General features: G+C 36.0%; 12 protein-coding genes and 2 pseudogenes. 3 read left to right on the top strand and 11 right to left on the bottom strand.

The genetic code is table 11. From position 1 onward, the window contains the following. Positions 1-128: 128 nt before the first annotated feature. On the top strand, positions 129-1,334 hold the full coding sequence (locus LAV82_RS11860; RefSeq protein WP_499716142.1) for an MFS transporter: 1,206 nt from the start codon (positions 129-131) through the stop codon (positions 1,332-1,334). Between the two features lie 305 nt (positions 1,335-1,639). After that, a complete protein-coding gene (locus LAV82_RS11855) occupies positions 1,640-2,533 on the top strand; it encodes a LysR family transcriptional regulator (RefSeq protein ID WP_057234497.1) in 894 nt (297 codons plus the stop codon). Between the two features lie 482 nt (positions 2,534-3,015). On the opposite strand, the gene LAV82_RS11850 is transcribed toward LAV82_RS11855, so the two are convergent. From LAV82_RS11850 to LAV82_RS11805, 10 genes and pseudogenes are all read right to left on the bottom strand, one after another. After that, positions 3,016-3,906 carry an aldo/keto reductase gene (locus LAV82_RS11850; RefSeq protein WP_499716141.1) on the bottom strand — a complete coding sequence of 297 codons (891 nt, stop codon included), beginning with the start codon at positions 3,904-3,906 and terminating at the stop codon, positions 3,016-3,018. Positions 3,907-4,163: 257 nt separating this feature from the next. Next, the gene (locus tag LAV82_RS11845) at positions 4,164-4,883 is read right to left on the bottom strand and encodes an SDR family oxidoreductase (RefSeq protein WP_499716140.1); all 720 of its coding nucleotides are present in this window, start codon (positions 4,881-4,883) and stop codon (positions 4,164-4,166) included. Positions 4,884-4,982: 99 nt separating this feature from the next. Beyond that, positions 4,983-5,219 (bottom strand): annotated as a pseudogene (yraA, locus tag LAV82_RS11840) (cysteine protease YraA); the annotation flags it as partial. A gap of 22 nt (positions 5,220-5,241) precedes the next feature. After that, positions 5,242-6,375: a bifunctional cystathionine gamma-lyase/homocysteine desulfhydrase gene (locus LAV82_RS11835; RefSeq protein ID WP_057234490.1), complete on the bottom strand. Its 1,134-nt coding sequence runs from the start codon at positions 6,373-6,375 to the stop codon at positions 5,242-5,244. A gap of 1 nt (position 6,376) precedes the next feature. After that, the gene (locus LAV82_RS11830; RefSeq protein ID WP_499716139.1) at positions 6,377-7,300 is read right to left on the bottom strand and encodes a PLP-dependent cysteine synthase family protein; all 924 of its coding nucleotides are present in this window, start codon (positions 7,298-7,300) and stop codon (positions 6,377-6,379) included. 519 nt (positions 7,301-7,819) lie between these two features. Further along, positions 7,820-8,155, bottom strand: a complete 336-nt coding sequence (locus LAV82_RS11825; protein WP_098548468.1) for an IDEAL domain-containing protein — start codon at positions 8,153-8,155, stop codon at positions 7,820-7,822. A 179-nt stretch (positions 8,156-8,334) separates the two neighbouring features. Then, positions 8,335-8,748, bottom strand: coding sequence for an RrF2 family transcriptional regulator (locus LAV82_RS11820; RefSeq protein WP_211077633.1), 414 nt, complete (start codon positions 8,746-8,748; stop codon positions 8,335-8,337). A 169-nt stretch (positions 8,749-8,917) separates the two neighbouring features. Next, positions 8,918-9,052, bottom strand: coding sequence for a BA3454 family stress response protein (locus LAV82_RS11815; protein WP_098548470.1), 135 nt, complete (start codon positions 9,050-9,052; stop codon positions 8,918-8,920). 32 nt (positions 9,053-9,084) lie between these two features. Then, on the bottom strand, positions 9,085-9,480 hold the full coding sequence (spxA, locus tag LAV82_RS11810; RefSeq protein WP_057234483.1) for a transcriptional regulator SpxA: 396 nt from the start codon (positions 9,478-9,480) through the stop codon (positions 9,085-9,087). Between the two features lie 365 nt (positions 9,481-9,845). Further along, positions 9,846-10,733 (bottom strand): YitT family protein, encoded by an 888-nt coding sequence (locus LAV82_RS11805; RefSeq protein ID WP_016766672.1) that lies wholly within the window; start codon positions 10,731-10,733, stop codon positions 9,846-9,848. 1,088 nt (positions 10,734-11,821) lie between these two features. On the opposite strand from LAV82_RS11805, the gene LAV82_RS11800 reads away from it, so the two are divergent. Beyond that, entirely contained in the window at positions 11,822-12,244 is a 423-nt protein-coding gene (locus tag LAV82_RS11800) for an OsmC family protein (protein ID WP_057234481.1), read from the top strand. Positions 12,245-13,118: 874 nt separating this feature from the next. Here the strand turns inward: LAV82_RS11800 and LAV82_RS11795 are convergent. Further along, positions 13,119-13,211 (bottom strand): annotated as a pseudogene (locus LAV82_RS11795) (DUF3231 family protein); the annotation flags it as partial.

Raw genomic sequence — 13,211 nt, 5'->3', positions numbered from 1 at the left:
CAAAAACGACTTAACATTTATCATCAAAAATAATGAATGTTATCATCAATTACCTTCACTGTTATTGATGGTAATGCAATGTTATTCTATATAAGAAATCAATCAAACACATCTTAGGAGGTATTTACATGAGTGGACATGAACATTCACTACCGAAGTCAAAGGGAAACACATTTGCACTATTTGCTTTGGCCGCAACATTCTTTGGTGTAGGAGTCACAGAATTCATAAGCGTAGGTGTCCTTCCTGCTGTCGCCAAGGAATTTACTATATCAACATCGACAGCTGGATTAATTGTTTCCATTTATGCCCTAGGAGTTGCTATAGGAGGTCCTATTTTAACTTCTCTGACGGCTAAAATTTCACGAAAAAAAGTGTTATTATCCGTTATCGTTCTGTTTATTATAGGGCATATTATAACGGCTATCGCTCCTACTTTCAGTATTGTACTAACAGGACGTATACTATCAGCATTCGCACATGGCGTGTTTTTTGCTATAGGTTCAACGGTTGCTGCAAGTCTTGTTCCTAAAAACCGTCAAGCAAGTGCCATTGCATTTGTATTTGGAGGATTCACGTTGGCCACTGCCATTGGTGCTCCTATAGGGACCTACATCAGTGATATTTTCGGTTGGAGATTTCCTTTTTACGGAATTGCATTTATTGGTGTAATTGCTCTTATTCTTAACGCTATTGCAATTCCAAGTCAACAATTAAAAACAGAAACACCTCCATCTTATAAAGATCAATTAAAGTTAGTAAGAAACGGAAGAATCTTGTTGGTTTTAGCAGTTACTGTTCTAGGATACGGTGGTACATTTGTAACCTTTACGTATCTTTCGCCAATTCTTCAGGAAATCATGGGTATTGATGCTAAGAACGTAAGTATTATCTTATTTATATACGGTATAGCTATTGCAATTGGAAATGCTATCGGGGGACGTTTCGGAGATCAAAAACCACTTAAAGCTTTACTTTATATGTTCATTGTACAAGCTATTATTTTATTGATTTTCACATTTACTGCGCCGTTTAAAGTAGTTGGTCTTATTACAGTTGTAGCTATGGGACTGTTAGCATTTATGAGTGTTCCTGTATTACAATCATACGTATTAACCCTAGCTCAACGTTATGTGCCAAGCGCTGTAGATGTTGCTTCATCTCTTAATATTGCTTCATTTAATGGAGGAATTGCATTAGGCTCATATGTAGGTGGACTTACTACGGATATCATGGGGTTAAATCACACACCTTGGGTTGCCTCTATTATGGTTTTATTAGGTGTTCTTCTTACTTTCGTAACGATAGGGTTGGAAAAGAAAGAAGATGAATAATAAAGTTTGAAAGATAAAAATTAGTTATTGAAATGTCATCAAAGGTTCTTATAAATAGAATTTCTTACAAGAAATAAAATGCTTTAAAAGGGAATTATATAAAAAAAATTGGCAAGGTGGTTATAGACGAAGTATGAATCTATAGCCTTCTTGCTTTATTTTTTCAACCACAAAATTGATATAGAATAGGCTCAACCTTATTCGTATTTTTATCTAAAATTGTTAATAAAATGTAATCATGAGATGATGAAGTACATGTAAAAAAATGAACGAATGATTGGGTATTTTCGAAAGGAGTAAAACAGATGGAGTTACGTCAACTAGTGACTTTTCGAATGGTTGCTCTAACACTGAATTTTAGTCGAGCTGCAGAGGCTTTAAACTATGTTCCCTCAAATGTTTCCATGCAAATTCAATCCTTGGAGGAAGAGTTGGGGGTAAAACTGTTTGATCGTTTAAACAAACAAATTATATTAACAGATGCTGGCGAACGTTTCTATAAGTATGTAGAAAGGATTTTAAATGATGTTGAGGAAGCAAAAAATAATGTGAATGATAGTGAAAATATGACTGGCACCATTACCATTAGTGCAAATGAAATTTTATGTGTTTATTTGCTTCCAGCCATTTTGCATGAATTCAGGAAACAATATCCTAACGTACGTGTGATTTTCCGTCCAACACCTTCTAACGACCTAAAACAATCTATTTATGAAGGGAAAACGGACGTTGTATTTATACTAGAGGAGCCTGTAAATTCAAATGGATTAAATATTGAGCTTCTTCGTGAAGAGAGCTTTCGTCTCCTAGTTGCTCCTAACCATCCCCTTGCAAGTCAGAGCAAAGTTGATTTTGATGACATTCAAGGAGAGTTTTTCTTATTAAATGAAAAAGGATGCACATATCATACAACATTTGATCGACTACTTGTTCGTGAGGGAGCTAATGACTTTACAACCCTTGAATTTGATAGTGTGGAAGCCATCAAACAGTGTGCCATGCTTGGAATGGGAATTGCTTTTCTTCCTGAAATCTCTGTTGCTTCCGAGCTTGAACAAGGTAAGTTAGTTTCTTTATCTTTAGATCTAACAGAAATTAATTTTGTTTCTCAGATGATTTGGCATAAAGGAAAGTGGATATCCCCTGTCATTCAAGTATTCCTTGATATTGCAAGAAGTTCATATCAACATAAAAATTAACTATTTCTTTTATGAAGTTACTATCATCGCTTTTATGGAACCGAATTGGGCTATTTTTATAGGGACGAGGATATGTATAAAACATGCGCTTTTTATACATTTTTTCTCGTTCGTCTCCTAATAAAGCGTTAGTATGCCAAAGATGTATAAGAAGCTACATATCCGATAAAAGTCATCCTACTCCGAACCCTTGTCCTGCATGGGTTCATTTTTTGCTTGGTTCCTTTAAGAGACATTATAGTGCGACAAGAAGTCGCTTTCTTACAGTGTAGCTGACATATATTTGTATGTCCCTTTTCTCTTTTTAACGATTAACATTAAACAAAAACTAACTAAATAGGGTTTTGATGCGAGAATAATTCGATAAGGATATTAAATTCCCCCGATAAAAAAACTGTATGGAATAAATTCTACACAGTTTTTTTGAAATTCCTATTAGATTGTCAGCAACTCCAACAAGAGTCCTTTTTTAAAGTGAATTTTCAAATAACATCCAATGGCATTTTCCTAGTGGGTTTAGGAAATACTTGATCAATTCTACTGAGATCTTCTTCAGTAAACTCAATTGTTGCTGCTTCAGCATTTGCTAAAACATGTTCATCTTGAACCGCTTTTGGAATAGCGATGACGTTATTCGAACGGATGGTCCAGGCAAGAGCGATTTGTAATGGTTGGACATTGTATTTGTCAGCAATATCATGAATAGTTGGATCGTTTAAAAGCTGTCTTCTTAAAGAGCCTCCTTGAGCAAGGGGACTGTAGGCCATGATTGGCATGTTATGTTCACGCTGCCATAGTAAGAGATCGAAGTCGATTCCTCTTGAACCTAAATGGTATAGCACTTGGTTCGTCACACAATTTTTCCCGTTCGTAGTGTTCCATAGCTCTTCCATATCAACCGTGTCAAAATTAGAGACGCCCCATCTTAAAATTTTCCCTTCTTCACGTAGTTTTTCCATTCCTTCAATTGTTTCCTCTAATGGAACACGTCCTCTCCAGTGAAGAAGATATAAGTCCAAGTGGTCTGTTCCGAGTCGTTTTAAGCTGTTTTCACATGCTTTTGAAATCATATCTAAATCTGCATGATGGGGATACACTTTTGAGACTAAAAAGACTTCATTTCTGCGTCCTTTAATGGCTTCGCCAACTAAGCGTTCAGAATCGCCATTTCCGTACATTTCAGCAGTGTCAATAAGTGTCATGCCCAATTCTACGCCGAGCTGCAAGGCTTTTATTTCTTTGTCTCTCACTTGGGGATTTTCCCCCATGTACCATGTTCCTTGTCCTACACTAGGTAAAGAAGTGCCGTCAGGTAGGGTTACCACGTGTTTGGCTAATGCATTTTTAATTTCCGCTCTTTTCTTTTCATCCATTAGGCTCGACCCTTTCTTTTATGTATCTGGTTATCATAGAAGTAGACTGTTAACGTCTCTACGTATAAAGTACGCATATATTTAGAATTCCCTTAACCAACAACTCCATTCTTTATTGCATGATATGGCCATTTCTGCTTCCGTCTGTGCAAAAAAACAAAGAAAGTGAGGATGGCCTATGAGTGTCTGACACTCATAGGCCATCCTCACCACTTCTATTCTAAACCAATTTATCAATCGACTTTGATATCAATGGATTAGATCAGATGAGCTCCTCCATCGATAAGAACCGATGTGCCAGTTGTAAACCCATTTTTCGCTAGGTAAACATAGGTGTCAGCTATATCTTTAGGTTGAGCAACACGTCCGACAGGTAATTGCTTAGCAATCCCATGGTACATAACTTGTCTTTGATCTTCTGACATTCCCCCATAAAGAGGAGTGTCAACAATACCAGGTGATACCACGTTTACTCTGATAGGTGCCAGGTCTACTGAAAGTCCTCGTACTAATCCATCGATTGCTGAATTAATGGAAGCTAGAGTCGTTGCACCTTGAGGAGGACGCACACCATATACACCCGAAGTTAATGTAATAGAACTTTCATTATTCAAGTATGGAAGAGCAGCACGAACCGAAATATACTGCCCCCAGAACTTACTATCAAAAGCCTCTCTTACTGTTGCAACAGGCAGTTCGCTAAAGTGACCCATTGCGCCTTCACCTGCAGTCACCACTAGGTGATCAAATTTTCCAACCTTCTTGAAAAAGTCAGCAACCTTTTCCTCGCTGCGAAAGTCGATTTCATAGCCCTCTACGTTACCACCAATCTTCACTTTTGCGTCAGATAATTTTGAAGTAGAACGGCTAGCAATAATGACTTGAGCGGATTCATCGAAAAACCCCTTAGCAGCGGCTAAACCAATACCAGATGTACCTCCTAAAACAACCACTCTTTTTCCTTTTAATGATGACAATGAAATACCTCCTTTATTCATACGTTTGTTTAATCAACTTGCGGATTCTGATTAAAGAATCCGCAAGTTAAAAATATTTAAGTTTTTACATCACCATTGTTATTTAGCTAAAAGTTTTAGTGATTCACGATTGAATGCTGGAATATCTTTTGATTCTCGACTTGTTACAATATTTTTGTTAATGACAACTTCTTCGTCTTTATAATTTGTACCAGCATTTTTCGAATCGTTGCCAATGGATTTATAGCCAGTGATGTCGATACCTTTTAAAAGGTCTGTATCGATTAACACTTGTGGTCCATGACAAATGGCAAAAACAGTTTTTTTGTCTTGGACTGCTTTTAAAATAATTGGTTGTTTACTCAAGCGCCTTTCGAAGATCCTCAATTAAATCTTCTACATCCTCTAGCCCTACCGAAATGCGAACCAAACCTTCAGTAATGCCGAGCTCTGCTCTTCGCTCCACTGGAATGGATGCATGTGTCATGCGGGCCGGCACGGATATTAAACTTTCAACCGCACCAAGACTCTCAGCTAAAGTGAAGTAATGAATTTTACTTAATAGATGATCTGCTTTTTCCCCACTGCCCACATCAAATGACACCATTCCTCCAAAACCTCTGGCCTGTTTTTTGGCAATTTCATGGTTTGGATGGTTCTCAAGGCCAGGATAAAATACCTTTTTGACAGAAGGATGCTGAGTCAGGAAATTTACAATAGCTGCAGTATTTTCCTCTGTCTCTTCCATTCTGATACCCAAGGTTTTGATCCCCCTCATTAATAGCCATGAATCCTGAGGTCCCAGTACACCACCTGTAGAATTTTGCACAAAGTGGAGATCCTGTGCAAGCTTCTCGGTGTTTACAACCACAAGACCTGCTACCACATCGCTATGTCCTCCAATATATTTGGTGGCACTGTGCAATACAATATCTGCACCAAGTTCAATTGGATTTTGCCAGTAAGGGGTGGAGAAAGTATTATCAACAATGGTTAACAGACCGTTTTCTTTTGCCAAACTGGAAGCTGCCTCAATATCTGTAATTTTTAAAAGCGGATTGGTTGGTGTTTCTAAATAAAGAGCTTTAGTATTTTCACGTATCTCACTGTGGATATTTTTCAGGTTGCTTGTATCTACAAAGGTAGATTCAATTCCAAATCGATTCAGCACTTTGCTCATCACCCGGAATGTTCCGCCATATACATCATCTGTCATGATGACATGATCTCCTTTATTAAACAGCATCATGACTGCTGTAATAGCAGCCATTCCCGAACCAAAAGCAAAGCCGGCAGTGCCGCCTTCAATATCTTTTATTAATTCTTCAAGAGCCTGCCTTGTTGGATTACCGGTACGTGAATATTCAAAACCTTTATGTCCCCCTACACCTTCCTGTTTGTAGGTACTGACCTGGTAGATTGGCACTGAAACTGCACCAGTATGCGGGTCACTGCTGATCCCTCCATGAATAAGCTTTGTCTTCCTTTTCATCTTAAATCCCACCTTCATAAATATTCTTACTTAAGTATCTATCACTTCCATCTGGAAAAATAACAACAATATTCGTTCCCGTAGCCGCATGTTCAGCTTCAATAAGAGCAGCCTTAAAAGCTGCACCCGATGAACTTCCAACCAATAGTCCTTCTTTTAATGCCAGTTCACTTACAAGACTGAAGGCATCCTGATCAGAAATAGTATGGATGTAGTCAAAATAAGACGGGTCCATGAAATCAGGCAGCGATTCCATTCCAATCCCTTCTGTTTTATGAGGTGCTGGCTGCCCGCCATTGATAATTGAACCCTCAGGTTCAACAATTGCCGTTTTGATCTCCTTATTTTTTTCTTTTAAAAATTTAGCCGTACCCATGAAGGTCCCGCCAGATCCAGCTCCAGCAACGAATATATTCACTTTTCCATCCATCTGGTCCCAGATTTCAGGACCAAGGGTTTTATAATACGTTTGAGGATTGGCAGGATTGGAAAATTGCTGAGGACAGAAGGAACCAGGGATTTCTTCCACCAGCTCTGCAGCTTTTTCAATAGCTCCCTTCATACCCTTTTCAGTAGGGGTGTGAACGATTTCTGCTCCTAACGCCTTCATAATTAGCTGCTTTTCTGTACTGAATTTCTCAGGAACACAAAAGATCACATTTATATCTTGGTTTAGCGCAGCAAGGGCTATACCAATCCCAGTATTTCCAGCGGTTGGTTCAATTATAGTTCCGCCTCTTTTTAACCTTCCGCTTTCAATTGCATCTCTTAGAAGCTCCTGACCTAATCGGTCTTTCACACTTCCTCCTGGATTCATAAATTCAAGCTTGGCAAAAATATGGACACCTTCCGGCAAAGAAAAGCTGTTTATTTCTACAATTGGAGTATTTCCGATTATTGAATGGATATCTTTAAATACCTTCATAAAAACACCCTTTCCGGGCTATTGATTTATTTCTTTTTATTATTTTGCCACTTCTATCATCAGAAATAACTGGAAAAGGTTTATAATTTAACACCCTCCATAATCCAGACAAAATCATTACATCGAAAAAAAGATACTAAAAAACCAGCCATCGGTTAGCTGTATAATCTATAGGTCTTTTTTAGACTGTCCATTTTATAGGGCATAGTTCAACCCTAAGGCTTTTTGTTTTTCTTTTATTAAATATTTTTTTCCACTATTCCTTTTTTTCTAGGCTATCTTTTAATGTAGTCAAACTAGTTTCATAGGTACTAAATACTTCCTTTAAAGAATAAATGGCATCTTTTTTCATCGTTGAAGACATTTGAATCATATTGTGTAATATCAGGTGTATGTTTCTATACTGAACAATCGATGGATCCAACAGAGTAAAACTACAGGTTCTTTTGCAGATTATTATCTCCCTCTTCAAGTGTAATACTAAAATTTACAGTTAGTATCTAAAAAGAATTTCTATCATTAATTTACCCCATTAACAAGCTGCTTAATTGAATTCAACTTGGAAGAAAGTTCAATAAACCAGTCCTCATCCCCTGTTGATAATGCCAAGTCTATTAAAAATAGAATTTGTTCCTTGTTTATCACATTTGAAACGGGCAGACTCTTAACCTGATTACTTAAAATAGGAATGGTTTTACCAACGGTTTCTTGATTGTCACTTGTGATAACATTCACCTTAAATACTCCTTGAGAAATATTTAGTGATTCAATATAACCAATTATTAATTCTCCTTTCCGTGATTTACCCTTAATCCAATCACCTGTTTTTAAAACGGAGCTACTGTTTGACAACATTCCCTTCACCTTCTTGTATTAGTTTAGTATCTAAAATATAGGAAGAGTGTTTCAACTGCTGAGAAATTTTCTTCCTTTACGTTATAACCATCATATTTTAAATTTAGCTAAAACTGTAATTTATTTTATTACAATTTAATTATAAAAGAGTAGTCAATCATATTATTCTTCGAAATTTCTTACTGTTTTTCATTAATAAGATCGACTACTTCTTTCAGTGTATATTTCTTTAAATATTCACCCAAATGTTCTTCACCACCCAAGAAAATTGAAAATAGGACTCTTTGCATGTTTGCTCCCACAATACAATGTTCATTTGATTCAGGGCATTTAGGCTGAAGTGAACCTTCAGAGGTTATCTTATAAATATCCCATAGATTAACTTCAATTAGATCCGAAGCAAATTTAAATCCACCGCCAACTCCCTCTTTTGATTTTATAAAGCCATGTTTTTTCAACAAACTTAGGACTTTACGAATTCGTACTGGGTGAACACAGGCACTTTCTGAAATAGCATCGCTAGTTGCCATCCGATCCGGCTGTAGCGCAAGAAAAATTAAACTGTGAATGGCAAGTGTAAAATCACTATTCATGTCCGGCCTCCTAAAATAAAAACAACTAATCATTTTTTTACTAATTTCTGTATTTCTAGTATGTTTTTAAATACTTATCAACATACTGTAATGATAAATATTACAAATTAGATTGTCAAGTATTTGTTCTAAGTAGATTTCTTCATCGTTTCACAATGGAATTATAAATTTAAATATCCCATTGCTTTTTTACTTGTTCTTCTGCTAACTGTTTAATTTTTTCCCAAGTAAGTTCTTTTTTGACAAGGACATTGGTTTGATAATTTCTATCTTTATAATTAACTGTAACGAATACTTGAATCATCTCTTTTTTCCTCCTTTCAAAAACTTAAATTATTAATTAGCCACTTTTTGTAATTGGGTGTTCAAAGAATTGCGAACCTTGCGAGGCAAAAATCTACGTATTTCCTCCTCGCTATATCCAACCTGTAATCTTTTTTCGTCCTGTATAATCGGCCGGCGCAACATTTGGGGGTACTTCATTATTAAGTTATAGAATTCATTAAGCGAAAGAGATTCAACATTTATATTTAATTCCTGAAAGATTTTTGATTGGGTTGAAATAATATCGTTAGTCCCATCCTCTGTCAAGCGAAGAATAGATTTAATTTCATTGACTGTAAGAGGATCAGATATTATGTTTCTTTCAATATAGTCAATATGATGTTTCTCAAGCCAAGCTTTTGCTTTACGGCAAGAAGTACAGCTTGGTGTCAAATACAGATTTACCATACTTTTGCACACTCCTTTTAAAATATTTTGGCAAATATGCGCTTAGGTGAACTATTATTAGTTGATAAAACTTCGTTTTAATTATTATTCTGCTGAATACTTGTTCCTTCAGGGTTTAAATGAAATAAAAAAAATTACAGTTTAGCATTAAATATTTACAGTGTTTTTCCTCCCCTATTACCTACTGGCTGTACTGTAATTTTAATCATTACAGTTGGTTTTATCAACTGTAAAATAATGTATTTTAGTCATAATCACTTGTTTCACGATCTCCTTATCAAGAACATCCTTTGCCTTTTCCCACTTTTTGAGCTTCAGACAGGCATCGCCCAATAAACTTGAAGGGAAATAGGAATTCTGAGATATTAATGAATATCTTTTTTCTTAAATCGACCACCATGAACTGAAGCTATATCCGAAGTAATGATAAATGCTTGAGGGTCTAACTCTCTAATAATATCTTTTAGCTTTGTTTCCTCTAGCCTTGTAAAAACACATAAAATAACACGCCTATCTATGCCACAATAAGAACCCTCTCCATGTAAATAAGTTACTCCCCGACCTAATTGCTCTGTAATAGCCTCCGCAATCTCAGTATTATTATCACTTATGATATACACGGATTTCATACCTTCCAAACCTTTTTCTACAACGTCAATGGTCTTAAAGGCAATATAATAAGTAAGCATAGAAAATAAAGCATTTTCTAATCCGAACACAAAGACTGCAATTGAGAAGATAATTACATTAACAAACATGATGATCTCACCAACAGAAAATGGTGCCCTCTTCTCAATTAAAATCGCTAATGTTTCTGTACCATCTAAAACGCCACCATTTTTAATTGTCAAACCGACACCGAATCCTAATGCCAAACCTCCAAAAACAACCGCCAGCAACTTATCATGTACAATAGAGTCAACATCATGCATGAAAGAAGTAGCTATAGAAAGAGCGACTATTCCATATAACATACTAAAAGCAAAGATACGTCCAATTTGCTTATATCCCAGGAAAAAGAAAGGTAAGTTTAAAATTATTAGAAAGATACTAAGGTTGATGGGTGTTATATGACTTAATATCATGGACAAGCCCGTTACGCCACCATCAATAATTTGATTTGGAATTAAGATAGCCTCTAACCCGTAAGCCATAATAAGTGAACCAATAGTAATGAAAAAAGCTCTTTTGACAATATTTTTAACTGTTAATTTTTTACGGTTTATTTTCTTTTTTTCTTCCCATGTATTCATAATAATATAGTGGGTTCATGAAGCAATGAACTTTCCTCCCTGAAGATATAATAGAGATAAAATTACTAGCAATATTATAGTGTCATTATTCTCACTTTAACATTCTTCCATTCAACAGAGACGTTCGTTCCGTAAAAAAAGACTGCCACGATTTTTAGAAGTCTCTATTTAAAGAAGCACTGACTTGTAAAACATACCTACTTAAGAGTAAATTTGTATTTTATCTCTAGTTTTAAACGTATGACTAGATGGAAACCTGAGCAAATTACTCAAGATACTGATATGAGTATCAAAATAAAATAGAATTTCAAAAGAGAAAAGCCACTTATATACGCCCGTGGTTTTTCTCTTTTTAAGTTGTATAGAGTATACATATGTCGCTTAGATAAAATGAGGAAAGAATTGATATAAAAAATCACCCACCGAGCAAAATACCTGACGGGTAATTTTTATGAAAAATGATCTGTTAATCAAAGTGTTAAAATGGTTCGTTATCTGCTTCGCTTTATTCTCGCTAATTCTAATGTTTTGATTATAAAAACAACACGACAGTAAGCTGTTCGCTCAATGTCCAGAGCCTTTTAGCCTCCTCTTTGTCTGCTGCCCATGGACAGACGCCCGGAGTACCCGGTTTGCCGCCATCTGGGGGCGATAGAGGCGCGATGTCAATGTTTTGACAGTATACACCCCGCCTAATCCATCTAACTGGCTACTAACAGCGCTCCAAACGATTGTAGCGGCACCTTCTTGCGGTGTTTTGCGTTCGTCAGTTAATTCTGCGAATGTCATTTCCCCATCGATCTTGATAGCACCAGAAGCCCTGATTTCTTCGGCAGACATGTGTCTGGATAGGTCTGTCAATATAGTGCCGGGGTGCACCGAATAAGCTCTAGTATTATGCTCTTTTCCTTTTATACATTTTACTCTTTCCTGACAAGCTGAACAGACTTTTATCGGTCTGTTTTTTTCTTTTTATGAACAAAGAGTTTAAAGTCAAAGCAAATTGGGGACGTTATTAGGTGAATTGGACTAAAATTACAAATGACTACATATTAATATTTATTTAGAAAAATGAGGGGGTTCAACCAATGAAGACAAAAATAGATTGGATAGGAAAAATGGCATTTTCGAGTACAACACCATCCGGGCATGAAATCAAAATGGATGCTGCCGAAGAAGTAGGAGGAACGAATAGTGGGGCAAGACCGACTGAATTACTCCTTAATGCGGTTGCGGGCTGCACGGGAATTGATATTATCTCTATTTTGACAAAAATGCGGTTGAATCCTACTAAATTCTACATAGATGTGCAAGGGCAGCGAGCAGACGACCATCCGAAAAAGTTTACAGAAATCCATATTCATTATGCATTAGAAGGAGATCTTCCTGAAGAGAAGGTCATTCGTGCCATCCAGCTTTCCATGGATAAATATTGTTCAGTATCCCATTCATTAACCTCCTCCATCCATGCGAGTTATTCGATTAATGACGGAGAAATAAAAGGCATTTAAATGATTTGAAAAGGAAAATGACGTTCACATAGAAACCCAATCTATTCACAAAAAAAATCAAAATTATGTAAAGGTTCCTTCCAGATAATGTCATAAATCTATTTTCTTTCCCCTGCAATACATTCTCTTATATATAGTTATTTTCCTTCAACCACTACCCTGCATTCATTTAACAAATAAAAACTATACATTTTTACATTAGAAAAAATATTCTTGTTTATTTAAAGAGCTTTTTTGTTCCTGTAAGAGGTATTATGTTAACTACCTTTGTATATCATATACAGCCTAAAAACAGAAAAAACTCCACAGGCGGAAGGGAGTTTTTTCTGTTAAGTATTAGAGTGATGCAAATGAGATAAAAAATAAGTTGATGCCTCACGGCGTCTTGAGTAGTTTGCTCAAAATACTATTCATTATCCAGTAAGAGTATAAATTACTTTCTACTAGTTATCCGAACTAAATAATCGGTAAAAAAGATAATAACAAAGGGAAGAATAGAAACAACGAAGAATGGAATAAATACTTTACGTAATTTATGATTCATTTATATTAAATCCATCTTTATATACTAAAATGAGTATTGAAGGGTTTCTTAAATAGAATGTTCAATTAAAGAAGAATTCATGCATATCAAAAAGCAGGCTTGAGCCGATGTGTCTTGAAAGGGACTGGCACGGTTCTTAGGGGAGGCAGGGGCAGTGATGCCCCTAACTTACCCGACTTAGCTAAGGGTGTATATCTTATACACTTTAAAAACAGAAAAAACCTATCTCTTCCCACTCAAAAGAGGTAGGTTTTTTCTGCTACATTAATTTCATTAAAGGATGGAAATTTTACAGCTTCTTGAGTAGTTCGCTCAAAATATTAGATTTTATTATTTTTCTTTTGCTATTTCTTTTCTGTTAGGAGCAAGTGGTGGTTGTTCTAACCATTTATTTTTCACCATAATGTTAAACCATTTTTTTGT

Origin of the sequence: Bacillus sp. ILBB4 (genome assembly GCF_035064545.1) — a bacterium.
Classification (GTDB): Bacteria; Bacillota; Bacilli; order Bacillales; family Bacillaceae_H; genus Priestia.
The sequence above is the reverse complement of the archived record's forward strand: the minus strand, read 5'-3'. Positions and strand labels throughout refer to the sequence as shown.

Coding starts and splice junctions, on each gene's coding strand:
- LAV82_RS11850 (WP_499716141.1), bottom strand. CDS start 3,906: ATGGATGAAAAGAAAAGAGCGGAAATTAAAAATGCATTAGCCAAACAC.
- LAV82_RS11825 (WP_098548468.1), bottom strand. CDS start 8,155: ATGTTGTCAAACAGTAGCTCCGTTTTAAAAACAGGTGATTGGATTAAG.
- LAV82_RS11860 (WP_499716142.1), top strand. CDS start 129: ATGAGTGGACATGAACATTCACTACCGAAGTCAAAGGGAAACACATTT.
- LAV82_RS11830 (WP_499716139.1), bottom strand. CDS start 7,300: ATGAAGGTATTTAAAGATATCCATTCAATAATCGGAAATACTCCAATT.
- LAV82_RS11805 (WP_016766672.1), bottom strand. CDS start 10,733: ATGAATACATGGGAAGAAAAAAAGAAAATAAACCGTAAAAAATTAACA.
- LAV82_RS11855 (WP_057234497.1), top strand. CDS start 1,640: ATGGAGTTACGTCAACTAGTGACTTTTCGAATGGTTGCTCTAACACTG.
- LAV82_RS11820 (WP_211077633.1), bottom strand. CDS start 8,748: ATGAATAGTGATTTTACACTTGCCATTCACAGTTTAATTTTTCTTGCG.
- LAV82_RS11835 (WP_057234490.1), bottom strand. CDS start 6,375: ATGAAAAGGAAGACAAAGCTTATTCATGGAGGGATCAGCAGTGACCCG.
- spxA (WP_057234483.1), bottom strand. CDS start 9,480: ATGGTAAATCTGTATTTGACACCAAGCTGTACTTCTTGCCGTAAAGCA.
- LAV82_RS11815 (WP_098548470.1), bottom strand. CDS start 9,052: ATGATTCAAGTATTCGTTACAGTTAATTATAAAGATAGAAATTATCAA.
- LAV82_RS11800 (WP_057234481.1), top strand. CDS start 11,822: ATGAAGACAAAAATAGATTGGATAGGAAAAATGGCATTTTCGAGTACA.